General features: G+C 70.6%; 21 protein-coding genes. 8 read left to right on the forward strand and 13 right to left on the reverse strand.

The features are described from left to right. Positions 1-209: 209 nt before the first annotated feature. Positions 210-881 carry an HAD family hydrolase gene (locus ACIRP2_RS23135; protein ID WP_404253156.1) on the reverse strand — a complete coding sequence of 224 codons (672 nt, stop codon included), beginning with the start codon at positions 879-881 and terminating at the stop codon, positions 210-212. A gap of 180 nt (positions 882-1,061) precedes the next feature. On the opposite strand from ACIRP2_RS23135, the gene ACIRP2_RS23140 reads away from it, so the two are divergent. Further along, positions 1,062-1,916, forward strand: coding sequence for an NmrA family NAD(P)-binding protein (locus ACIRP2_RS23140; RefSeq protein WP_404253158.1), 855 nt, complete (start codon positions 1,062-1,064; stop codon positions 1,914-1,916). 208 nt (positions 1,917-2,124) lie between these two features. Here ACIRP2_RS23140 and ACIRP2_RS23145 read toward each other — a convergent pair whose 3' ends face one another. From ACIRP2_RS23145 to ACIRP2_RS23190, 10 genes are all read right to left on the reverse strand, one after another. Further along, positions 2,125-3,306 carry a hypothetical protein gene (locus tag ACIRP2_RS23145; RefSeq protein WP_404253160.1) on the reverse strand — a complete coding sequence of 394 codons (1,182 nt, stop codon included), beginning with the start codon at positions 3,304-3,306 and terminating at the stop codon, positions 2,125-2,127. 184 nt (positions 3,307-3,490) lie between these two features. Further along, complete coding sequence (locus ACIRP2_RS23150; protein WP_404253162.1) at positions 3,491-3,781, reverse strand: DUF397 domain-containing protein; 291 nt, start codon at positions 3,779-3,781, stop codon at positions 3,491-3,493. Between the two features lie 26 nt (positions 3,782-3,807). Next, positions 3,808-4,224, reverse strand: a complete 417-nt coding sequence (locus ACIRP2_RS23155) for an RNHCP domain-containing protein (RefSeq protein WP_404253164.1) — start codon at positions 4,222-4,224, stop codon at positions 3,808-3,810. Between the two features lie 39 nt (positions 4,225-4,263). Further along, positions 4,264-4,665 carry an RNHCP domain-containing protein gene (locus ACIRP2_RS23160; RefSeq protein WP_404253166.1) on the reverse strand — a complete coding sequence of 134 codons (402 nt, stop codon included), beginning with the start codon at positions 4,663-4,665 and terminating at the stop codon, positions 4,264-4,266. A gap of 455 nt (positions 4,666-5,120) precedes the next feature. Beyond that, positions 5,121-6,002: a phosphogluconate dehydrogenase C-terminal domain-containing protein gene (locus tag ACIRP2_RS23165; RefSeq protein ID WP_404253168.1), complete on the reverse strand. Its 882-nt coding sequence runs from the start codon at positions 6,000-6,002 to the stop codon at positions 5,121-5,123. After that, positions 6,002-6,799, reverse strand: coding sequence for a sugar phosphate isomerase/epimerase family protein (locus tag ACIRP2_RS23170; RefSeq protein WP_404253170.1), 798 nt, complete (start codon positions 6,797-6,799; stop codon positions 6,002-6,004). The genes ACIRP2_RS23165 and ACIRP2_RS23170 overlap by 1 nt, the downstream gene beginning before the upstream one ends. Then, positions 6,799-7,620 (reverse strand): triose-phosphate isomerase, encoded by an 822-nt coding sequence (locus ACIRP2_RS23175; protein ID WP_404253172.1) that lies wholly within the window; start codon positions 7,618-7,620, stop codon positions 6,799-6,801. Before ACIRP2_RS23175 ends, ACIRP2_RS23170 begins: the two co-directional genes overlap by 1 nt. Then, positions 7,620-8,096: a ribose-5-phosphate isomerase gene (locus ACIRP2_RS23180; RefSeq protein WP_404253735.1), complete on the reverse strand. Its 477-nt coding sequence runs from the start codon at positions 8,094-8,096 to the stop codon at positions 7,620-7,622. The genes ACIRP2_RS23175 and ACIRP2_RS23180 overlap by 1 nt, the downstream gene beginning before the upstream one ends. A gap of 14 nt (positions 8,097-8,110) precedes the next feature. Beyond that, on the reverse strand, positions 8,111-9,847 hold the full coding sequence (locus ACIRP2_RS23185) for a dihydroxyacetone kinase family protein (protein WP_404253174.1): 1,737 nt from the start codon (positions 9,845-9,847) through the stop codon (positions 8,111-8,113). After that, positions 9,847-11,220, reverse strand: a complete 1,374-nt coding sequence (locus tag ACIRP2_RS23190) for an MFS transporter (RefSeq protein WP_404253176.1) — start codon at positions 11,218-11,220, stop codon at positions 9,847-9,849. The genes ACIRP2_RS23185 and ACIRP2_RS23190 overlap by 1 nt, the downstream gene beginning before the upstream one ends. Positions 11,221-11,466: 246 nt before the next feature. Between ACIRP2_RS23190 and ACIRP2_RS23195 the strand changes: the two genes are divergently transcribed. Further along, positions 11,467-12,210, forward strand: coding sequence for a FadR/GntR family transcriptional regulator (locus tag ACIRP2_RS23195; protein ID WP_404253178.1), 744 nt, complete (start codon positions 11,467-11,469; stop codon positions 12,208-12,210). Between the two features lie 91 nt (positions 12,211-12,301). Next, positions 12,302-14,884: a bifunctional FO biosynthesis protein CofGH gene (locus tag ACIRP2_RS23200; protein ID WP_404253180.1), complete on the forward strand. Its 2,583-nt coding sequence runs from the start codon at positions 12,302-12,304 to the stop codon at positions 14,882-14,884. Positions 14,885-15,000: 116 nt separating this feature from the next. On the opposite strand, the gene ACIRP2_RS23205 is transcribed toward ACIRP2_RS23200, so the two are convergent. After that, positions 15,001-15,891 carry an alpha/beta fold hydrolase gene (locus tag ACIRP2_RS23205; RefSeq protein WP_404253182.1) on the reverse strand — a complete coding sequence of 297 codons (891 nt, stop codon included), beginning with the start codon at positions 15,889-15,891 and terminating at the stop codon, positions 15,001-15,003. Between the two features lie 272 nt (positions 15,892-16,163). Further along, positions 16,164-16,550, reverse strand: coding sequence for a MerR family transcriptional regulator (locus ACIRP2_RS23210; protein ID WP_404253184.1), 387 nt, complete (start codon positions 16,548-16,550; stop codon positions 16,164-16,166). 58 nt (positions 16,551-16,608) lie between these two features. Between ACIRP2_RS23210 and ACIRP2_RS23215 the strand changes: the two genes are divergently transcribed. The 5 genes from ACIRP2_RS23215 to ACIRP2_RS23235 all read left to right on the forward strand — a co-directional run bounded on the left by ACIRP2_RS23215 (position 16,609) and on the right by ACIRP2_RS23235 (position 22,152). Then, positions 16,609-17,712, forward strand: coding sequence for an alkene reductase (locus ACIRP2_RS23215; RefSeq protein WP_404253186.1), 1,104 nt, complete (start codon positions 16,609-16,611; stop codon positions 17,710-17,712). A 355-nt stretch (positions 17,713-18,067) separates the two neighbouring features. Further along, positions 18,068-19,339, forward strand: a complete 1,272-nt coding sequence (locus tag ACIRP2_RS23220) for a hypothetical protein (RefSeq protein ID WP_404253188.1) — start codon at positions 18,068-18,070, stop codon at positions 19,337-19,339. A 70-nt stretch (positions 19,340-19,409) separates the two neighbouring features. Beyond that, on the forward strand, positions 19,410-20,675 hold the full coding sequence (locus ACIRP2_RS23225) for a DUF4145 domain-containing protein (protein WP_404253190.1): 1,266 nt from the start codon (positions 19,410-19,412) through the stop codon (positions 20,673-20,675). Beyond that, on the forward strand, positions 20,672-21,529 hold the full coding sequence (locus tag ACIRP2_RS23230; RefSeq protein WP_404253192.1) for a carbohydrate kinase family protein: 858 nt from the start codon (positions 20,672-20,674) through the stop codon (positions 21,527-21,529). The genes ACIRP2_RS23225 and ACIRP2_RS23230 overlap by 4 nt, the downstream gene beginning before the upstream one ends. Then, positions 21,526-22,152, forward strand: coding sequence for a 2'-5' RNA ligase family protein (locus tag ACIRP2_RS23235; protein ID WP_404253194.1), 627 nt, complete (start codon positions 21,526-21,528; stop codon positions 22,150-22,152). The genes ACIRP2_RS23230 and ACIRP2_RS23235 overlap by 4 nt, the downstream gene beginning before the upstream one ends. The last annotated feature ends 12 nt before the right edge of the window (positions 22,153-22,164 follow it).

Consider the following 22,164-nt stretch of genomic DNA (forward strand, 5'->3'; position numbering starts at 1 on the left):
CTGACAGGAATCTGACAGGTGTCGAACAGGAAGCCAACAGGCCCTGGACGGGCGTCATGGGGCCGGTCCACTGATCGAGGGACCCTGGCCGGGAGCGGTGGTCCGACGTCCGTGCGGCGAACCGTGACCTCCCCGGTCAGCACGGACATCGGACTCATGCGCCTGGAACCCGAGGTGGGGCGCCCGGCCCTTCCGCGTGCCGCCGCCGGTCAGAGCGAGGGGCAGAGTCCGGACAGCAGCGCCGGCAGCTTGCGCATGTCGTCGAAGACCACGGTGTCCGGGCCCTCCAGCCAGTGCGCCGGGGTGAGACCGCCGGCGTAGCCCAGCGACCGCATCCCCGCCGAACGGGCTGCCTGGACGCCGTACTTGCTGTCCTCGACGACGACGCAGGCGGCCGGCTCGACCCCCATCTGCCGGGCGGCGTGGAGGAAGAGATCGGGGGCGGGCTTGCCGTGCGCGACCTCGCTCGCGCTGAAGATCCGGCCCTCGAAGTGGGAGTGGAGCCGGGTGTGGCCCAGGGTGTGCCGCATCTTCTCGTGGCTGCCGCTCGACGCCACACAGCTGGGGAGCGTGAGAGCGGCCAGCGCCTCGTGGATGCCGTCGACCGCGACGAGTTCGGTGTCCACCGCGTCGCGGTGGAGTTGCTCGAACCGCGTCTGCCAGGCCGGGGCCCGGCCCGGCAGACGGGCATCGACCAGTTCGCCGATGGACGCGTTCGACCGGCCCACGAACTTCTCGACGACCTCGTCCTCCGTCAGCGCCCACCCCAGTTCGGCACCCACTTGGACCTGGACGCGCACGGCGATCTTCTCGCTGTCGACGAGCACGCCGTCGCAGTCGAATATGACGAGTTCAAGGGGAGGCGCAGCCGTCGTGGTCATCCGGACAGGATAGGGAAACCGGTGGTCCGGCGGAGGCGCGAGCAGCAGGGGGCGGGGAGGACGGGGAGGGGCGGGCGCGGTGCGTCGGGCATGCGGTTTCCGGGGGCCGCCCGGTGGCAGGCCCAGCCACCACGCTGGTAAGCATGGGCGGGACACATGCCCCTCGATCAGGGAGAACCCATGTCCATCGCGGTACTCGGAGCGACCGGAGGCCAGGGCGGCGCGGTGGCCGCCGCCCTGCTGGAGGCCGGGCACGGGGTGCGCGCCGTGGTGCGCGATCCCGGCAGCGGACGGGCCAAGGCGCTGGCGGTGGCCGGAGCGGAGGTCGTCGCCGGGGACCTGTTCGACGCGGTCTCGCTCGCCGAGGCGTTCCGGGGCACGACGGCCGCGTTCGCCGTCACCACCCCGTTCCAGGACGGTCTGGACGCGGAGGTGGCCCAGGGCGCGGCGATCGTCCGGGCGGCCGCGGACGCCGCACTGCCGCATCTGGTGCTGGCCTCCGTCGCCAGTGCGGACCGGGACACCGGGGTCCCGCACTTCGAGACCAAGGCCAGGACCGAGGAACTGCTCGCCGACTCCGGGCTTCCGGCGACGGTGGTGGCACCGACCTACTTCTACGACAACGCGCTGGGAGCCATGGACGAGGTCGCCGCCGGCCTCCTCACCATGCCGCTCCCCGGCGACACCCCGCTCCAGCAGGTGGCTCGGCAGGACCTGGGCCGTGTCGTGGCCGCGGTCGTGGCCGATCCGGACCGCTGGATCGGGCAGCGGATCGAGGTGGCGGGCGACGACCCCACACCGGTCCGGATGGCCGAGGAGATCGGCCGGGCCGCCGGGGGCACGGTCGCGTTCCGGCGGACGCCGCTGGAGGACCTGCGCACCGTCAACCCCGACATGTTCGCCATGTACAGATTCCTGACGGACACCGGATACCAGGTGGACCTGGAGGCCCTGCGGGCGCAGTTCCCCGGCATTGCCTGGACCTCGTACGCGGCGTGGGCGGACACCCAGAACTGGCCGACACCCCGCCCGTGACCCGAGGCGCTCGCTCCGAGCGCCTCGGCCCCCTCGGTGCGCGTCGGCCCGACAGTCGCGGCAGAGGCCCGGGGCAGGGGTCGGGGTCCACCGAGTCACGGTCGGCCGTGTCGCACTGCACCGAGTCGGGGGTGGCCTGATCCGGTGCAGTGCCGGTGTGGCTCAGCCCTGCTGCGCGTACGCCACGAAGGTTGACCGGGCGACGTCATCACGCGGGCGGGTCCGGCAGGGCGGCAGGCGGGGCGGGGGCCATGGCGTCGGTGGTTTCCGTGCGACCTGCGGTCAACCGCAGTGTCGCGACAGCCGCGACGCCCGCCACCAGACCGCAGGTCAGGGCAGCCGGGACGCCGCCGCCGATGGCGGCTGACAGGTGTACGAGCCCCCAGCGCATGCCCGAGTCCGACGCGCTCGTCACGATCTGCAGCAACTGGCTCGCCAGCAGTCCGACAACGGTCGCACAGACCGTGCCGACCGCCATCGCAGGAACGGTGGCCCGGGTCAGCAGTGCGGGCAGCCACCGCAGCGACCACCACACCACGGCGAGCAGCAGTGCATCGGCGGCGCGGTGCAGGAGCCAGTCGCCGATCGGCGCACCTGCCGGGCCCGCCCAGGCGCCGAGCAGCAGCCACTGGCGCAGGAGATCGCCCGGTTCGGAGAGGAGCCGACCGGACAGGGGGATGCTCTGGAGGGTCGCGGCGACCGGCTGGTACGAGAGGACCACCAAGGACAGCGCGACGACGAGGGTCCCGGAGGTGGCGGCCAGGCGGGCGGCGCGCGCCGGAACGTTCTGCCTCGGCAGCACACCGGCACCCTTGGCGGTGACCCATGCCGCGAGCACGGTGGCCGCCGCCGAGACGAGCGCGATCACCGCCAGGATCTGCCGTCCGGAGGAGATCGCCCCCGCCAACTGGGGCAGGAAGCGGTAACTGCCGCGCCCCTGCGAGGCGATCAGCCACGGGGCGGAGACGGTCACCGCCAGGGTCCCGGCCACCAGGCCCCAGGCCCACACCGCGAGCAGTGCGGCCACCATCCGGCCGCGTACCGGCGGCAGCCTGCGTACCAGGAGCAGCGCCCCGGGTACGAAGAAGGCGAAGACCGCGACGAACCTCATCTGCATCCCGGTCGCGTACAGCGAGAGGTAGCGGCTGCTGTCGGTCACGGCTGTGTCCCCGATCCCGCCGGACACCGCGGCGCCGAGCCGGACCGAATCCGGGGGATCGTACGACCAGGGGATGAGCCAGTATTCGAGATCGGCGGCTGCCCGGCCGCCGATCACGTCGGCGGTGCCCGGCAGGTGCAGCGCGTTCACGCTTGCCCCCGCCCACCACAGAAGCGCCGTGAGCAACAGTCCTCCGGCCAGTGCCGGTATCGCTGCGCGCCGGTATGTCATGTCCTGCCCCGTCTCGATCGCGTACCCCGCCCGTCCCCTGGCCGATGGGAGGCTACGGGGCGGGAATCACGCGGGGATCACGGTCGTGCATGGGCTTGTACCGTCGGGGGAATTGAGCCGTCGGGACAGCCGGTTCGTCCGGCTTCGGCGGCCACAACGTCGCCCCGGCCTTCTCCAGGGCGGACTACCCCAGCTGCGCGTACGCCACGAACGCCGACCAGGTGGCGGGGGCGACGTCGAGGTGGGGGCCTTGGGCGATCTTGGAGTCGCGGATGTGGACGGTGGTGGGACAGGTCGCGACCTCGACGCAATTGCCGTCTTCGCCCGTGCTGTAACCGGACTTGCGCCAGTCGTAGGCGACCTCGATGCAGTTGCCGCCTTCACCGTCGCTGTGGCTGCTCTTGAACCAGTGCAGTTGCTCGGTGTTCCTAGCGGACGGCGCGCACCACACTCGGCGCCCGGTCGCCGTCGCCATCACGACGGTGACCGGGCGCCCCCGTGTCAGAGCGTGAGCAGTGCTCGTACGGGGATGGCGGTGTCCGACAGCGGGCGTACCGCCATCCGCATCAGGACGAGGGCGTTGTCGTCCCCCGCGATGCGGTTGGCGCTCAGCTCGCCGCAGACCAGGCACTCGTGGATGACAGCCCACTCACCGTCCTGCCTCACGGACAGGCTGAGTGCCGTCATCCGCCCGCGGCAGTCGGCGGCCCGGTCGCCCGGTATCCGCAGATCGACGTGCAGGCTGGTCAGGCAGTGCGGGCAGTGATTGCGGTGCCCGGTGCCCGGTGCGTTCAGCGGAACGTCGAGCCGGCAGCCGACGCAGCGGAACGCGTCGCCGTGTGCGCCGCCCGGTCCGTGCAGGACGTCCTTGCGCCGCTGCGGGCGGTGGGCCGGTCGGCGGGGTCTACGTCGTGGCACGGTGCGGCCTCCGTCCTGTTCTCGGTCGTCTTCGGCGGGTCACAGAGCACCGAACGCTTCGAGAGGGAAGGGAGGTTGGGCCAGTGGTCGCACGGCCATCCGCATCAGGATCAGCTGGTTGTCGTCCCCGCAGGCCGGGTTCGAGGTCAGCTCGTCGCAGCGGGTGCAGCGGTGGATGACCATCCAGTCGCCGGTACGGAGCACCGCGATGGAGATCGGGGTCATACGCGCCCCGCAGTCGGACGGGCCGCCCTCGACGTGGTCGAGGCAGTGCTGCGAGTGCAGGCAGCTGGGGCAGTGGTTGCGGCGGCTGCCGTCGGGCGCGAGCGTGGCGACGGTCAGCCCGCACCACAGGCAGGTGAAGGTGTCGGTCCTCAGGAAGGCACTGGCGCCGTGGGCGGAGGACTTGGTGGGACGGTGCTGGGGGTTGTCGGTGGACACCCGGTTTTCTCCTTGCCGAAGAGGATGAGCAATGCAGCAGGGAAGTACCGAGCAGCCCTCGGGGGCATGGGTCGGAGCGGCGTGAGTCGTCAGCCGGGATCACGTACCGGCGAGCGGGAAACGCTCACCGGTCAGGGCACGCGGGTCAGCGCGATGCCGCGGGCGTGCGCATGCACGCAGCTCCGATCGCCCCGGCGCGGACGAAGGCGCGACGAGGGAGACTCGGAACCACTGGCCGGGGCATACATCAACTTCTTTCCAGGGCGGAGCCCATAGTTCGCCGACGTTCGACACGGCGATCGGAGTCCGAGCACCGTAACAACGCCCTGGGTACGGGGCCAGCGATTAATTCGACGGCAGGCAGCCGATCGCCGATGCCGCGGAAACGTACGGGCCGGGCCCGCCCCCATCCGTGGTGGGTCGGCCCGGCCCGTACGGGTGCCGGAAGCGCGAAGTCAGCGCTTGATCTCCTTGATCTTGAGCATCCGCGTGATGACCTTGTCCAGCTCGGCGTCGTCGAAGACGTTCTTCCAGTCGTCGCGGACGATCGACTCGCGGCCGTAGTCCATCGCGATCAGGCACGCGTCGGAGAACGGGTTCGAGCCCTTGAGGGTGTTGGCCAGCGCCACCTGGGTGTGGCCGAGCAGCATCGCGCGGGCGGCCTTCTCCGGGACGCCCACCGTGTGGACGGTCTCGTGCAGGGCCTCGGTCAGCAGGGCGCCGACCATGCAGGCGATCGTCTCGACGAGCGTCGGCTCCAGGACGGCGAGCTGCTTGACGGTCACCCAGTGGACCTCGACGACCGGCGCGTACATCGTGGAGATGACGGCCTCCGCCAGTTCCTGGGCCTTCGGGTCGGCGGCCTCGGCGGCGGGCTCGAAGGAGGCGACGACCTCCTGCGGGGCGGCGATGCCGCCGAAGGTGTCGGCCCACTCCTCCTTCGTCGTGCGCTCCAGGAACACCGACGGGTGGCAGGGGTGCGCCACCGCGTTGTGCACATCCGCGCGGCGGGTCAGCAGGCCGGCGTACGCGGCGGCCGGGTCCAGGGTCAGCAGGATCGCGCCCGGCTTCATGACCGGGACGAGCTGCTCGGAGACCTTGCCGAGGACGACGTCCGGCACGGCGAGGATCACGACATCGGCCCGCGCCGCGGCCTCGGCGCCGTCGGTCAGCTCGCGGCCGAGCTCGCGGATCAGCTCCTGGCCCTTCGGCGAGTTCTCGGCGAAGAGGGTGGTGAAGTCGCTCTTGACCAGGTTGTTGGAGACGCGCTGGCCCATCTTGCCGGCGGCCCCGATGACGGCAACGGTGGTGGATGCGGTCGTGGTTTCGGTGGCCATTACTTGCTCCTCATGAGGGTGTTGATGCTGTGCCGGGTCCACTGGTCCTCCAGGCGGGCGGTCTCGGTGAAATCGCCCTGCCAGGGGAGCCAGTGCTCGACGATCTGGTTGATGCCCTTCTCGGCCGGCCGGACCTTTTCGATCATGTGGTCGTAGTCCAGGAGGCCCTCGCCGAGGAGGCAGCCGGCGAAGGTGAAGCCGACCCAGCCGTCACGGCGGGAGAACGAGAAGTCCTTGACGTGGATGTTCACCACGTGGGGGGCGGTGGCGTCGACGACGTCCACCGGACGTTCGAGCCGCGCGACGCTGTTGCCCGGGTCCAGGACGACGCCCAGGTGCGGGCTGTCGACGCCGCGGACGACGGCCAACAGGTCGTCGGTGGAGACCTGTTCGTACGTCTCCAGGCCGAGCGTCACACCGGCGGCGGCGTACGCGGGGACGGCCTCGCGGAGCAGGGCCGTGGCCTCCGCCACCGTCGGCCGGTGGTCGGCCGTGTTCAGCATCGAGCGGACCAGGGTGACGCCCAGGCGCCGCGCGATACGGAGGTAGTCGGTCAGGTGCTCGGTGCGCACGCCTCGCGTGCCCAGCTCCAGCGTGATGCCGTACGCGGCGGCCGTGGCGCGCACCGCGTCCAGCTGCGCGTCGTCGAACGTCTCGATCCGCGGGTAGTCGCAGATCTGGAAGACCTCGCCACCCAGATCGCGGGTCTGCGCCAGCATTTCGTGGACGGTGAGCGGCTGCGGGGCCTGCTCGGAGATCCGCCAGAAGAAGGCGTACGTACTCAGTCCGTAAGCCATCAGACCGCTCCTTCCGGGGAGTTCGCCGCGGTGGAGGCATGCAGGGACCACACCTCGTCGAGGATCTGCTCCACCGCCGCCGGGTCGTGCGCGAAGCGGCCCAGGAAGAGCCCGCCGACGCCGGTGCCCAGCTCCGTCAGCAGGCCGGGGCCCGCGCTGCCGCCGTAGATCACCCGGCTGCCGGTCAGCGACGGCTGCGTTGCCAGCCAGGCCGTCAGGGCCTCGCAGACCGTGCGGATGTGCTCGGGGGACGCCGGTTCGGGTGCGCCGATCGCCCACTGCGGTTCGTACGCGATGACGACCGGGGCGGGCGCGCCGTCGTGGGCGGCCGTGGCCAGGACGCGTTCGGCCTCCGCGACCGTGCGGGCCGCCGCCTCGGCGGGGGCGACCGGGTCGAGCTCGCCGACACAGAGGACCGGGGTGAGGCCGTTGCGCAGCGCTGCCGCCGTCTTCGCGGCCACCACCGTGTCGCCCTCGCCGAAGAGGCGGCGGCGCTCGGCGTGTCCGACCTCGGCGTAGCTCGTGCCGATCTCCTTCAGGTGGGTGCCGCTGACCTCGCCCGTGTACGGGCCGGTGTCCTCGGTCGCCAGGTCCTGCGCCCCGGTGCGGACCTTTGTCCCGGCGAGGATGCCGGCCACCGGGACGATCGCCGGGAACGCGGGCAGCACGAACAGCTCGGCGGTACCGCTCGTCACGGCGGGGTGGCGGGCGGCCGCGGCGGCGATCCGGCGCGCCCAGTTCAGGGTCTCGTGGTGGCCGAAGTACATCTTCAGGCTCACCCCGATCGTGACCCGGGGGTGGTTCTTCGGAGCGGCGGACATCAGGCTGCGGCTTCCTGCTGGTTCTCGTAGTCGTTCATCAGCGCGACCTTGGCGGCCGACGCCGATGTCTCGTCGAAGCGGTACGTCAGCCACTCGGCGGCCAGCCGACGGGCCAGCTCCAGGCCCACGACCCGCTGGCCGAAGGTGAGGACCTGGGCGTTGTTGGAGAGGACCGCGCGCTCGACGGAGAACGAGTCGTGGGCGGTGACGGCCCGGATGCCCTTGACCTTGTTGGCGGCGATGGCGACGCCGAGGCCGGTGCCGCAGACCAGCAGGGCGCGGTCCGCCTCGCCGCGCGCGACCATCTCCGCGGCGGCGATGGCGACCTTCGGGTACGCGGTGTGCCCTTCGGCGTCGACGCCCACATCGATGACGTCGGCGACGAGGCCGCTGGCCTCCAGGTCCCTCTTGAGGGCTTCCTTGTAGGCGTAACCGGCGTCGTCGGAACCGACGACGATGCGGAGCCTGTCGGACATCGGCTGGTCGGACATCAGTGCTTCTCCAGGGTCGTTGCGAGAACGGGGTGGACTGCGCGGACGATCAGCGCCAGGGAGTGGGCTCCGGCGTCCGGGGTGCCGAGACTCTTCTCGGCGTGCGGACGGGCCCGGCCCATCCGGGGGAGCAGATCGGCGGTGGCCTTCGCGGCGGCCTCGGCGGTGCTCGCCGCCGCGTCCCAGGCGGCTGTCAGGGGCCTGCCCTCACCGGTGGCGGAGCTCAGGGCCGCGGCGAAGGGGACGAGGACGTCGACCATCGTCTTGTCGCCGACCTCGGCCCCGCCCAGCCGCATGACGCCCGCCGACGCCTCGGTGATCCCGGCGGCGACCGCGGCGGCCGTGGGCCGGCCGGTGTCGCCGAGAGCCGTGCCGAGCGCTCGCAGGCCGACGCCCCACAGGGCGCCGGAGGTGCCGCCCGCCCGGTCGGCCCAGGCATCGGCGGCCCGCAGGAGGACGGTTCCCGCCCCCGCACCCAGCCGCTGGGCGCGGACCGCGGCCTCGTACGCGCCGGTGGAACCGCGCTGCATGCCGATGCCGTGGTCGCCGTCACCCGCGACCGCGTCGATCCGGCCCAGCTCGTCGGCGTGCGCGTCGACGGTGTCCTTGAGGGCGCGCAGGGCGGCGACGACGGTACGGGCCGCCTCGCGGGACTCGTCCACCGCGGCCGGGACGGTGTCGTCGACGGCCTGCTCCTGGACGTCCGCGGTGACGAGGTCCGCTGCCTCGACGACGCCCTTGCGGTACGCGGGGGCGTCCGCCGGCGCCGTCCACAGAGGTTCGAGCTCATCGGTCAGCCAGCACAGGGTGAGCGAGACGCCCGCCATGTCGAAGCTGGTCACCAGCTCACCGACCTCGGGGTCGACGATCTGCACACCGGCCTCGTCGAGGAGTCGGGCGACCCGCCGGTAGACGACGAACAACTCCTCGTACTTCACCGAGCCGAGCCCGTTGAGGATGACGGCCGCGCGCTGTCCGCGCGGGCTGTCCACGCCCTCGGGCAGTTCGCCGAGCACGGTCCCCACCAGCAGTTCGGCGGCTTCGTCGGCGCTCGGGACGGACTGTTCGCCCATGCCGGGCTCGCCGTGGATGCCGAGCCCGACGGCCATCCGGCCGTCCGGGACGGTGAACAGCGGGTGGTCGGCGCCGGGCAGAGTGCAGCCGGAGAACGCCACCCCGAACGAGCGGGTGCGGGCATTGGCCAGCTCGGCGACGCGGGTCACCTCGGCCAGGTCGTACCCGGCCTCGGCGGCGGCCGCGGCCGCCTTGAAGACCACCAGGTCACCGGCGACCCCGCGGCGCTTGTGGGCCTCGGAGGGGGAGGCGCTGGACATGTCGTCGGTGACGCCGAGCGTGCGGGTGGGTATGCCCTCGGCGGTCAACTGCCCTGCGGCCTGTCCGAAGTGGAGGACGTCGCCCGCGTAGTTCCCGTACGCGAGGAGGACCCCGCCACCGGTCTGCGCGGCCTTCGCGACCTGTTGCACCTGATGGGCGGAGGGCGAGGCGAAGACATTGCCGACCGCGGCGCCGTGGGCGAGGCCCTGGCCGACCAGGCCGGAGAAGGCCGGGTAGTGGCCGGAGCCGCCGCCCACGACGACGGCGACCTGGCCGGGGGAGGTGCGGGTGGCGCGGACCACGCCGCCGGGGACCTTCCGTACCCGGCGCGGGTGGGCGGCGACGAAGCCTTCGAGCGCCTCGTCGGCGAAGGCGGCGGGGTCGTTGAACAGGCGGGTCATCAGTGGGCCTCCACGAGGGGCCGGCCCTGGCCCGCGGCCTGGCCCTTGGACCGGTTCGCGAGCCACAGCATCAGCGCGGCGGACATGAGCATGAAGGCGCCGACCAGGAACAGCGGCAGGTAGTAGTCGCCGCTGAAGTCCTTCAGCCAGCCGGTGACGTACCCGGCGGCGAAACCGGCCACGTTGCCCGCGGTGTTGATCAGAGCGATGCCGGCCGCCGCCGCGGCACCGGTGAGGAACTGCGACGGCACCGACCAGAAGACCGGCAGCGCGGCGAAGATCGCACACGCGGTGACCGTGATGACCGCGACGGTGGCGGCGGGCGAGCCCATGTAGAGGGCGATCGGGATCGAGACACCGCCGACGACGGCCGGGCCCGCGATGTGCCACTTGTCGACGCCGTGCCTGGTGGCGTGCCGTGACCAGAAGAACAGGACGACCGCGGCCGGGAGGTACGGGATCGCCGTGATCAGGGCCTTGTCCATGACGCTGAACGAGGTGTCGAACTGCTCCTGGAAGCCGTTGATGATCGTCGGCAGGAAGAACGCGAGGGCGTACAGGCCGTAGATGAAGCCGAAGTAGATCAGCGCCAGGGTCCAGACGCGGCTGTTGGTGAAGGCGGTCTTCAGGGCCTCGCGGCCGTGGCTCGTCCTCTCGTCCGCGCCCGTCTTCTCGGCGTTCTCGGCGGCCAGCTCGGCGGTCAGCCACTGCTTCTCGGAGGCCGTCAGCCACTTCGCGTCCGCCGGCCGGTCGATCAGGTAGAACCAGGCGATGATCCCGAGCAGGATCGCCGGGACGGACACGCCGAGGAACATCACGCGCCAGCCTTCGAGTCCGAAGAGCCCGTGCTGGTTGATCAACCAGCCTGCGAGCGGGGCGCCGATCACGGTGGTCAGCGGCTGGGCGAGGTAGAAGAGGCCGAGCACCTTCGTACGGTGCCGGGAGGGCACCCACTGGCTCAGGAAGAGGATCGCGCCGGGGAAGAAACCGGCCTCCGCGACACCGAGCAGGAACCGCAGCGTGTAGAGCTGCTCGCTGTTCTGCACCCAGGTGAACAGCAGCGCGACGATGCCCCAGGTGACCATGATCCGGGCCAGCCACCGGCGGGCGCCGAACTTGTGCAGCGCCATGTTGCTGGGCACTTCGAGAATGATGTAGCCGATGAAGAAGACGCCCGAGGCGAAGCCGAACTGTGCCGCGGACAGCGCGAGGTCCTGGCCCATCCCGTTCGGCTCGGCGAAGGAGACGGCCGTCCGGTCCAGATAGTTCACGAAGAACATCAGGGCCACGAAGGGGACGAGCCGGATCGAAACCTTCTTGATCGCTGATCTCTCGACGGCTGATCTCTCGACTGAATGCGCAGTGGCGCCCATGGAGACTCCTCGATTCCCGGACCGCTTTGTCCGGCTCTGTGCCACATATCGGCAACGGGTAGGTAAACCGGAAATGACCACGTCCGACCCACCGACGGTGCTCACGCTAGCCCCGAAAACAAAATTGGTCACCAATTAACCAAAGTGACGTACGTCGCTCCGACGAGCGGGTTGATATGGCCGATGAGCGGCGCTACCGTGCTCCCGGCCCACCCGGAAGCGGCGACGTCTGATGTACTTGGCGACGTGTCCACGCAGCCCGAAGAGCCCGATTTGACGTCACTTCTGCGCCCGGTCGTGCGGGAGTCCTCGGTCAGCGAGGTGGCCAAGCGGCTCCTCGACCACCTCTCCGAGGGCAACCTGAAGCCGGGTACGCGGCTGCCCGCCGAACGGCAGCTCGCCGACGCGCTCGGGGTCGCTCGCTCCAGCGTGCGCGGGGCGCTCTCCGCGCTGGACGTGCTGGGCATCATCGAGATCCGGCCGGGATCGGGCTCGTACGTGCGCGAGGGGACGTCGGAATTCCTGCCTCGGGCGATCAACTGGGGGCTGATGCTCGGTCAGCGGCGGACGCGGGACCTGGTGGAGGTCCGTACGTTCATGGAGGGCATGTCGGCGCGGCTCGCCGCGGACCGGGCCTCCGCGGAGGACGTCGAGCGGCTCGCCGGTCATCTGGAACGGATGAGGGAGGCGGGAACGGACGTCAAGGCGTTCGTCGACGCCGACATCGCCTTCCACCTGGAGACGGCGAACATCGCCCGCAACAGCGTGCTGAGCGACATCCTCCACTCGATCCGGGCGCTGCTCCAGGTGTGGATGGAGCGGGCCGGGGACATCGAGGGCACGGTGAGCGGAACCCTCCATGAGCACGGGGCGGTGCTCGACGCGATCCGGGCCGGTGACCCGGAGGCGGCGGACGCGGCCATGGCGGAGCACATGCGGTTGGCGAGCGAGCGGCTGAACCTGTCGCTCCGCGAGGACCGGCCGAACTAGCGCGACCGTCGGTACGGCACGTCCGGCCCGGGGTGTCCTGCCTGCTGGAGGCCCCGGTCCGGGGCGCGGGCCTCGCTCGTATGCTCGCTCCATGACCGATCCTCAGCGCGGACGCCCGACCACCAACTCCATGCGGCGGGCCCTCAAGCGGGCCCGCGACGGTGTCGCTCTCGATGTGACCGAGGCCGCCGTGCTGCTCCAGGCGCGAGGAGACGACCTGACGGATCTGGCGGCCTCGGCCGCCCGGGTGCGCGAGGCAGGTCTCGAAGCCGCAGGCCGGCCGGGCGTCATCACGTACTCCCGCAAGGTCTTCATCCCGCTGACCCGGCTCTGCCGGGACACGTGCCACTACTGCACCTTCGTCACCGTCCCCGGCAAGCTCCGCCGTGAGGGCCACGGCATGTTCCTCTCGCCCGACGAGGTGCTCGACATCGCCCGCAAGGGTGCGGCCATGGGCTGCAAGGAAGCCCTGTTCACGCTCGGCGACCGGCCCGAGGACCGCTGGCCCGAGGCACGGGAGTGGCTGGAGGCCGAGGGGTACGACGACACCCTCGCGTACGTACGCGCCATGGCGATCCGGGTCCTGGAGGAGACCGGCCTCCTTCCGCACCTCAACCCGGGCGTGCTGACCTGGACCGACCTCCAGCGCCTCAAGCCCGTCGCCCCGTCCATGGGCATGATGCTGGAGACGACCGCCACCCGCCTGTGGTCCGAACCGGGCGGCCCGCACCACGGCTCCCCGGACAAGGAACCTGCCGTGCGTCTGCGGGTGCTGGAGGACGCGGGCCGTTCCAACGTTCCGTTCACGACCGGCATCCTGATCGGGATCGGCGAGTCCTACGAGGAACGCGCCGACTCCCTCTTCGAGCTCCGCAGGACCGCCCGCGCCTACCACGGCATCCAGGAAGTCATCGTCCAGAACTTCCGCGCCAAGCCGGACACGGCGATGCGCGGCATGCCGGACGCCGAACTGGAGGAACTGGCCGCGGCCGTCGCCGTCGCCCGGCACGTCCTCGGTCCGTCCGCCCGCATCCAGGCCCCGCCGAACCTCGTCGACGCCGAGTACGCGCTGCTCATCGGCGCCGGCATCGACGACTGGGGCGGCGTCTCCCCGCTCACCCCCGACCATGTGAACCCCGAACGGCCCTGGCCGCACATCGACGAACTCGCCGCGAAGACAGCCGAGTCGGGCTTCACGCTCCGCGAACGCCTCACCATCTACCCGGAGTTCATCCGGCGCGGCGAGCCCTGGCTCGATCCCCGCCTGCTCCCGCACGTCCGCGCCCTCGCCGACCCGGAGACGGGCCTCGCGAAGGAGGGGGCCGTCCCCGTCGGCCTGCCCTGGCAGGAACCCGACGAGGAGTTCGGCGCCAGTGGCCGCACCGATCTGCACCGCACGATCGACACCCGGGGCCGTACCGGCGACCGCCGCGAGGACTTCGACGAGGTGTACGGGGACTGGGAGGCGCTGCGCGAGGCCGCGGCCCCCGGCATGGTCCCGTCCCGCATCGACGCCGATGTGCGCCAGGCGCTCGGCCAGGCCGCCGACGACCCGACGAAGATCACCGACGACCAGGCGCTCGCCCTGCTCCACGCGGACGGCCCGGCGCTCGACGAACTCTGCCGGATCGCGGACGCCCTGCGCCGCGACGTGGTCGGTGACGACGTCACGTACATCGTCACCAGGAACATCAACTTCACCAACGTCTGCTACACCGGCTGCCGTTTCTGCGCCTTCGCCCAGCGGCGCACCGACGCCGACGCGTACACCCTCTCCCTGGACCAGGTCGCCGACCGCGCGGCCCAGGCGTGGGACGTCGGCGCGGTCGAGGTCTGCATGCAGGGCGGCATCCACCCCGATCTGCCCGGCACCGCGTACTTCGACATCGCGCGTGCGGTGAAGGAACGCGTCCCCGGCATCCATGTGCACGCCTTCTCGCCGATGGAGGTCGTCAACGGGGCGACCCGCACCGGTATGTCCATCCGCGACTGGCTGATCGCCGCGAAGGAGGCCGGGCTCGGCTCGATCCCCGGCACGGCGGCCGAGATCCTGGACGACGAGGTCCGCTGGGTCCTCACCAAGGGCAAGCTGCCCACGGCGACCTGGCTGGAGGTCATCCGCACCGCCCACGAGGTGGGCCTGCGCTCCTCGTCGACGATGATGTACGGCCATGTCGACCAGCCCCGCCACTGGCTCGGCCACCTTCGGACGCTGGCGAACCTCCAGCAGGAGACGGGCGGCTTCACGGAGTTCGTCACCCTCCCGTTCATCCACACCAACGCCCCCGTCTACCTGGCCGGCATCTCCCGCCCCGGCCCGACCGACCGCGACAACCGGGCCGTCACCGCCATGGCCCGGCTGCTGCTCCACCCGCACATCACCAACATCCAGACCAGTTGGGTGAAGCTCGGTACGGAGGGCGCCGCCGAGATGCTGCGCTCGGGCGCCAACGACCTGGGCGGCACGCTGATGGAGGAGACCATCTCCCGGATGGCGGGGTCGAGTTACGGCTCGTACCGCTCCGTCCAGGACCTGATCGCCATCGCGGAACTCGCGGGCCGCCCGGCGAAGCCCCGTACGACGCTGTACGGGGAGGTGCCCGAGGAACGGGTGTCGGCGGCGAGGGCGTCCGACGGACACCTGCCGGAGCTGCTGCCCGTGCTGCCGGACTGAGCCGTGTGCCGGCCCCGGCCGGACCGTTCGGTTCCCACGGCAACGGGGGAGGGGGCGCGGCAGCCGGGCCGGGCCCGCGGCGCCCGCGCTGTCTCCTCCGCCCGGCGCCGGGGTGCTCAGGCCGGTTCGGTGACGCCGGCGAGGAAGCCGCGCATCAGGTCGGCCACGGTGTGCAGCCGGCTCTCCAGCAGGAAGTGGCCGCCGGACAGGAGATGCACCCGGGCCGCCGGCAGGTCGCGGCGGAAGGCCTCCGCGCCGGCCGGGCCGAAGATCTCGTCGTTGCGCCCCCAGACGGCGAGCAGGGGCACCTGGCTGGTGCGGAAGTACTCCTGCACCGCCGGGTACTGACGTGCGTTGGAGGGGTAGTCGGCGTAGAGCCTGAGCTGGATCTCGGGGTTGCCCGGCCGGTTCACCATCGCGTGGTCGTGGTGCCAGGTGTCGGGACTGACCGTCTCGGGGTCCGCCACCCCGTGGAGGTACTGCCAGCGGATCATGTCGAGGTCCAGGCTGCGTCGCAGCGGCCCGGCCAGCGACTCGTCGTCCGGGTTCCTCGCATACGTCCACAGCGGATCCCAGAAGGAGGGGACGAAGCCCTCCTCGTAGGCGTTTCCGTTCTGGCTGACGATCGCGGTGATCCGGTCGGGGTCGCGCAGGGCGAGCCGCCAGCCCATGGGGGCACCGTAGTCCTGGACGTACAGGGAGCACGTCTCGATGCCCAGCTCGTCGAGGAGCCGGTGCTCCATCTCGGCCAGGGAGTCGAAGGTGTAGTCGAAGGCGTCGGGAGCCGGTGCCGACGAGAACCCGAAGCCGATCATGTCGGGAGCCACGACGTGATAGCGGTCCGACAGGAGCGGGATCAGGTTGCGGAACATGAAGGAACTGGTGGGCATGCCGTGGAGCAGGACGACGGTCGGTGCCGCCGGGTCGCCCGCCTCCCGGTAGAAGACGTCGAGTCCGTCGATCCGCGCCGTGCGGTGGTGGACGGTGTCCGGAGCGCAGGAATTCACGGGGTCTCCAAGGCTGAGGGGCGTTCTGCCGACGCGGCGGGACGGGGACGGAGCGCCGCGGTGGCGCGAAGGGAGACCCGATCGCCCCGGCGGCCGGGCGGGCCCTTTCTGGTCACCGTAGGTGCGGGACTCCCGGCCCGCACCTCGGCGCCCGCACCGGGGCGAGAGGCCTCCCCCGGGAGGGGCGAGCGCATGGGCCGGCCGTGGCCGCGAGGCGTACCGGCCCGCTGGTGGCGGCCGGGCCGGTGGCGGTGACGGCGCCTGCCGAGTCGTCAGCGGTCGGCTCGTCCGTCCCGCGCGACACGTCCCTCCGCCGTGGCGATCACGTCGTCCAGTACGTCCCGGGAGCGCAGCAGCTCGCTGATCTTCCGGTCGATGCGGTCGCGCTCCAGGGTGAGGTCGCCGACCAGACGCGGAGTGGCGATCTCGGACGGCCCGCCGTCCGCGTCCCGCACGCACGGCAGCAGCTCGGCGATCTTCGAGCTGCACAGCCCGGCCGCGTAGAACTCCTGGATGCGGATCACCCGGTCGACCGCCCAGTCCGGGTAGTCGCGGTGGCCGCCCGGTGTACGGTCGGCGGTCAGCAGTCCCTGGGTCTCGTAGTAACGCAGGGAGCGCTCGCTCACGCCCGTGCGCCGGGCCAGCTCGCCGATCCGCATGGGATTCCTCGCCTCCGGGCTTGAACCTGACACCGGTGTCAATTCTTACCGTTCCGGCATGACGAACACAGCGGTTTCCCACAGCCTCTTCGAACCCGTCGGACTCGGCCCCCTGACCCTTCCCCACCGTCTCGTGATGGCGCCGCTGACCCGCAACCGTGCCACCGCCGACGGAGTGCCGACCCCGCTCATGGCCACGTACTACGCCGAGCGCGCCTCGGCGGCGCTGATCATCGCCGAGGCGTCCACGCCGAACGCCCAGGGGCAGACGTACCCGAACATCACGGCGATCCACGGCCCCGCCCATGTCGAGGGTTGGCGCCGGGTCACCGAGGCGGTGCGGGCGGAGGGCGGCCGGATGTTCCTCCAGCTCCAGCACGGCGGGCGCGTCGGCCACCCGGACACCAGCGGTCTGCTGCCCGTCGCCCCGTCGCCGATCGCGCTGCCCGAGACGATCCACACCCCGGCCGGGCGCCGCCCCGCGGTCGTCCCCCGGGAGATGACCGCCGAGGACATCCGGTCGACGGCGGCCGACTTCGCCGCGGCCGCCCGCAACGCGATCGAGGCGGGATTCGAAGGGGTCGAGGTGCACGGCGCCAACGGGCACCTGCTCCACCAGTTCCTGGCCCGCGGGACCAACCGGCGCGCCGACGCCTACGGAGGCTCCGTGACCAACCGCATCCGCTTCGTCGTCGAGGTGGTCGAGGCCGTCGCGGAGGCGATCGGCCCCGAGCGGGTGGGCCTGCGTGTCTCGCCGGGAAACACGGTGAACGGCATCGACGAGGGCGACACCGCGGAGATCTACCCCGCGCTCGTCACGGCCCTGGCCGACAGCGGTCTCGCCTATCTGCACATCGTGCACGCCGATCCGGAGAACCCCGTCCACCAGCGGATCCGGAAGGACTGGCCGGGCACACTGATCGCCAACCCGGTGCTGCCCCAGGACCGCATCCCCGACGACGGCGGCCTCGCCCAGGGCGAGCGGCTGCTGGCCGCCGGAGCCGACCTGATCGCCCTGGGCCGCCCCTTCCTCGCCAACCCCGACCTGATCCGCCGCATGCGCACCGGCGCCCCGATGAACCAGGTCCGGGACGCGTACCTGATGTACGTGGGCGGGCCGACGGGCTACACGGACTACCCGTCGCTGCCCACCGACGACTGAAGACGCGCGGGGCGGGGGCGGGGTGAGGAGGGCCGGGGCCGGTCGCGGGACCGCCGACAGCGTGGTCCGGCCGACGGGCCGTCCATCCGCCCGGGTAGTCGCCGGCACCCGAGGGCGGGCGGTCCGATGGGAGGTGTTCGCCCTCCTCGCCGTGCCGGTGGTCGTCGCCCCGCGTTCCCCTGAACGCGGCGAGTCGTCGCGGTGGATGTCGGCCGGAGAAGTACCTGCCCGATGGGATGCCGATCCGGGTAATCTTGCTCGACGTCGTACTGCGAAAGCTGAACACGGGGGTGTCGGTGCGCGAACACCGGAGGCACGGTGCGTACAGGTATCGCCTTACCGAGGCGGGGCGTTCATGACCACCGAAATCGGTTCCGCAATAGGTGTACGGCAGTCGGTCAGTCTCATCATCCCGATCCGCCTCCCCGCCGCTCCCGCGTCGTGGACCGAAGGCCCCCTTCCCTTCGAAGCCGGCGGGCACCGCACGGACGTGGCCACGCGGCAGACATACTTCGCGCATGCCGCAGGACGGGCCCTGTACGGAACGCCCGAGCGACCGCGCCGCTGGCACCGGTTCATCGATGTCGCTCACGAATCCCTGCACCTCCACGGCATGGAGGTCCTGCACACCCCGACCGCCGTGCACCCCCGGCATGCCCTGGCAGTCCTGCATTTCACCGTGCGTTCAGCAGTGCTGCTCGATGTACTGAGGGCGATCGGGCACCGAACCGGAGCCGGATCCGATCCGCTCACAGGGCCTCTTGCTCCCGACACCCTGCTCTCCGGTATCGCCTCACCACTCACGGCGAACTCACCCTTTGCCACGGCGCACCCCTATACCGTCGCGTTCCTGACCCCCGGAAGCACCGAATCGTCGGCACTGCGCTCCGGCGGAGTCCTGTCGTCCGTGGCGGACCGATGGCTCTGGGCCCTCGCGTCCCGGTCCAACGAGGCGGACTTCCCCACGGCCCCGGAGCAGTTGCCGACCCAGACCGAGCACGCGGTCCGGATCTCGGCGGACTGGAGTGCTCTCGTCCTGCGGCACGGGGCCGCCTTCCTCGGCCATCGCCCGGATCGAGGCGACGGCGATTTCTATGACTTCGCAGCCCTTCACGTGCGCTCCGTCTATCTGGACGCCCTGCTCCTGGGCATCGTTCAACGCGACCACATCGACGAACTGACCGACGAACTCTCTGGAGTCTTCGACGGTCCCGGGCTCGCACGCCGGGTCACTGCTCTGGAGCGGAACATCGCCGGCTTCCGCAGCACCTACTGGCGACAGCACCTCACGGCGCACGGCCCGGCCAATGAGCTGCTCCTCGCCTACCACGCGCAGTACCGACTGCCGACCAGGTTCGAGGAGATCCTCGCGGAGGCCGCCGACTACTCCCGGCTCGTTCAGACTCAGGACGGGCAGCAGATCGCCGGAGCTCTCGGCGTGCTCGCCATTCTCGGTCTGCCGCTCGGTACCGCATTGAGCATTCTCCAGGTACTCGGCGACGACGATCCCGGTCATCTCCTGGTCGCCCTGGGCGTCGCTCTCGTCGCGACGGCGGCGGCCTTCACCACTCGGTACGGGCGTCTGGTGCTCGCCTCGCTGCGCGGCGGTCCGACGCCTGGAGAATGACGGACAACTGAACTGTACAGAAGCCGGATTGTTAGCATCAGTACGAGCTGCCGAACAGGACACGGTCGACGTGACGGTCAACGAGGGCGAGTCGCTCCGACTTTACAAAAAGGCGCTGAGATACGCCGAATCAGATCCAGAGGTGTTTCTCAGTACGGCACGACGAGCGGCGGAGTCGATTCTTTTGGACATTGCCATGCAGGAGGCGGTCGGCTCCAAACCGACGCTCGAATCCCTGCTCACGGTGCTCACCACCAAGGGGATTTTGCCGCAGAAAATGGTTCTGGCCGTCCGTACCATTCAGAATTACGGCAACTACGGCAGCCACGCCCATGACACGTCGGGTGAGGAGATCTCCGCGGAGGACGTGCAACCCTGCCTCAACGCCCTCACACAGCTGGCTGTTTGGTACGGACGCACCGTCACGTCGTTCGCGGAGAACGAAGGGCATGAGGCACTGACCGCCATGCAGCCCTCCGCAGGGACGACGCGCCTGGCCGATTCGACCCTGATCGTCGTGAAGGCCCTGCTGCTGGGCTGTGGCTTCGAAGAGGTGATGGCAAGGCACAACCACCGGGTCGTGCCCATACAGCTGCCCTGGTCGGACCAACTGGTCCGCGATGTGGCGCAGGGGCGGCTGGACCTCGCCATCTACAACGAACTGCGGCTGCGCAGAATGATGGAGGACGAGGAGGACCTGAAGGCCCGAGTGGTTCCCATCGGCCGTGTCGGTCACTCGATGGGCGGCCGGAACTTCTATCTCCTCGCCGCACGAGGCGGCCGCTGGGGTGGGGCGACGGCCGAGGAGTTCTTGGCGGATCCGGCCGGTGCCGAAATCGCCGTACCGAAGCACAGCGACATGTTCGCCAATGTCCTCACAGCCTTCTCCACCGACGAGGCCGGCCTCCACGAGATGGGTGTCCGGATTCTCGACGTGCCGCACCATCTGGGTCTTGAACTCTTCCATCTGAACCGGGACGTGCTGGCTGTCGGCGGACAGAATCTGCGCATGCACGCCCGCGACGAGGACGACTATTTCGAACTGCTCAATTCCGAGGTGCTGCCGCCCGCGACGCAGGCACGTTTACGTTCCGCCGCGGCCAATGTCCTCGTCGCCGGCCGGGCCTGGCTCTCCGCGATCGGTACGCGACCGAACGACCTGTACCGGGAACTGATGCGCCGGTTCCACGACCTGGGTGCCGACCAGGGCCGCTTCGAGGCCGTCGTGGACGACTTGGTCGCCCATGCCTCGTTCCCCCTCCAGAGCAGCCCGGCCAGCCGTGAACGGCTGGTACGCCATGTCCTGTTCGAGAGCTATCGCCTGGGGGATCCGTGACCGCCGCCAAGCGCGTTCTCGTCCTGGGGGGAACCAACTTCGACATCATCGTGCAGGCGGAGAAGTTTCCCGAGGAGCACGAGAAGGTCCGAGGCAACGAGTGCGCGGCGCTTCCTGGAGGTTCTGCGGCCAATACCGCTCTGGGGCTCGCCCGACAGGGTTGCGAGGTCCGGCTCGTCTCGGCGGTGGGGGACGACGCGCTCGGCAGACTGTGCCTGGACGATCTCCGAGCCGGTGGCGTGGACACGGGGTTGATACGTGTGGACAACGTCATGAGGACCAGCCTGGCGATCGTGATGTCGTCCGGGACGGGCAAACGGATGATGACTTTCCCGGGGGCGGACCGTGACCTGGCGTTCCGTGCGGTCACGGAGGGCGACATGCACACGGTGGACCATGTGCATGTGGTCGGGGAGCCGACGCCGGCCCTGAGCCGTGTGGTCGGCCTGGCACGCCGATGCGGTCGCTCCGTCTCGCTCGAATGGAACGGCCGGGACATGAGCCCGCTCGCGCAGGGTTCTGGGCTGAATCTGATGAATGCCGACGAGGCGGGGCGTCTGCCCCATGCCTCCTCGGGCGATGCCACTGCCACTGCGCGTTGGTACGCCAGGCAACTGGCGGGAGATGTGATTCTGACACTCGGCGCCGACGGCGCGCTGTGGGCCGCCGCGTCCGGCGCGGTGGTCCACGAGCCGACCACGGCCGTGGAACCGGTTGACCGGACCGGAGGCGGTGACGCCTTCAACGCCGGAGTCATCGCCGGACGGCTGTTCGGTGAGACGCCGTCGGAATGTCTGCGCAGAGGGCTCGACGCGGCGTTGCATGTGATCACGAAGATAGGAGCTCATCCATGACCAGATGGCTTGGTGTCGCGCTGCTTCCGCGTGCGGACCACACACGCGCGGCGATCCAGCTGCAGGGAAACCTGGGCGGCGACAGCCCCCTTCGCCCTCCGCTCAGCGAGGCGGGCAACCTGCCTCATCTGACGGTGTTCCAGGGGCCCTTCGTCGATGCTCTCGAACCCGAGCAGGAGCTGGCGAGGATCAGTGCTTCGGTGAACCTGCCCGACGAACTGTCCCTCGCGTCCGTCGGGATCGTCCACCAGCCGACCGGCTGGCTCTTCATGTCTGTCGAAAGACCGGTGCTTCTCCAGAAACTGCAGGAAACGGTCGTTGACCGCCTGGCACCCCATCTCGACCGTGAGGCGTTCGACGCGTCGAAGGACACGTCGAGGTTCACGGAGGCCGAGCGGGCGAGTTTCGCGCAGTACGGATACCGCTACACCGGCGATGCCTACGCCCCCCACATCACGCTGGGCCGGACAGAAGAGGACACGGCCCTGGAGCTGGTTCGGACCGCACCGGAGCGCATTCACGTCCCCGTGGAGTGGACCTTCGACCGGCTCAGCTTCTACGTCATGGGTGAACACGGCGCCCACGCGGAGAAGGTCGCCGAGTTGCCGCTGGCCTCCGCGTGAACCAGCGGCCCG

Origin of the sequence: Streptomyces sp. NPDC101194 (assembly GCF_044767885.1) — a bacterium.
Classification (GTDB): domain Bacteria; phylum Actinomycetota; class Actinomycetes; order Streptomycetales; family Streptomycetaceae; genus Streptomyces.

Coding starts and splice junctions, on each gene's coding strand:
- ACIRP2_RS23220 (WP_404253188.1), top strand. CDS start 18,068: ATGACCACCGAAATCGGTTCCGCAATAGGTGTACGGCAGTCGGTCAGT.
- ACIRP2_RS23200 (WP_404253180.1), top strand. CDS start 12,302: ATGACCGATCCTCAGCGCGGACGCCCGACCACCAACTCCATGCGGCGG.
- ACIRP2_RS23215 (WP_404253186.1), top strand. CDS start 16,609: ATGACGAACACAGCGGTTTCCCACAGCCTCTTCGAACCCGTCGGACTC.
- ACIRP2_RS23175 (WP_404253172.1), bottom strand. CDS start 7,620: ATGTCCGCCGCTCCGAAGAACCACCCCCGGGTCACGATCGGGGTGAGC.
- ACIRP2_RS23180 (WP_404253735.1), bottom strand. CDS start 8,096: ATGTCCGACAGGCTCCGCATCGTCGTCGGTTCCGACGACGCCGGTTAC.
- ACIRP2_RS23190 (WP_404253176.1), bottom strand. CDS start 11,220: ATGGGCGCCACTGCGCATTCAGTCGAGAGATCAGCCGTCGAGAGATCA.
- ACIRP2_RS23210 (WP_404253184.1), bottom strand. CDS start 16,550: ATGCGGATCGGCGAGCTGGCCCGGCGCACGGGCGTGAGCGAGCGCTCC.
- ACIRP2_RS23145 (WP_404253160.1), bottom strand. CDS start 3,306: ATGACATACCGGCGCGCAGCGATACCGGCACTGGCCGGAGGACTGTTG.
- ACIRP2_RS23135 (WP_404253156.1), bottom strand. CDS start 881: ATGACCACGACGGCTGCGCCTCCCCTTGAACTCGTCATATTCGACTGC.
- ACIRP2_RS23140 (WP_404253158.1), top strand. CDS start 1,062: ATGTCCATCGCGGTACTCGGAGCGACCGGAGGCCAGGGCGGCGCGGTG.
- ACIRP2_RS23185 (WP_404253174.1), bottom strand. CDS start 9,847: ATGACCCGCCTGTTCAACGACCCCGCCGCCTTCGCCGACGAGGCGCTC.
- ACIRP2_RS23150 (WP_404253162.1), bottom strand. CDS start 3,781: ATGGCGACGGCGACCGGGCGCCGAGTGTGGTGCGCGCCGTCCGCTAGG.
- ACIRP2_RS23170 (WP_404253170.1), bottom strand. CDS start 6,799: ATGGCTTACGGACTGAGTACGTACGCCTTCTTCTGGCGGATCTCCGAG.
- ACIRP2_RS23165 (WP_404253168.1), bottom strand. CDS start 6,002: ATGGCCACCGAAACCACGACCGCATCCACCACCGTTGCCGTCATCGGG.
- ACIRP2_RS23235 (WP_404253194.1), top strand. CDS start 21,526: ATGACCAGATGGCTTGGTGTCGCGCTGCTTCCGCGTGCGGACCACACA.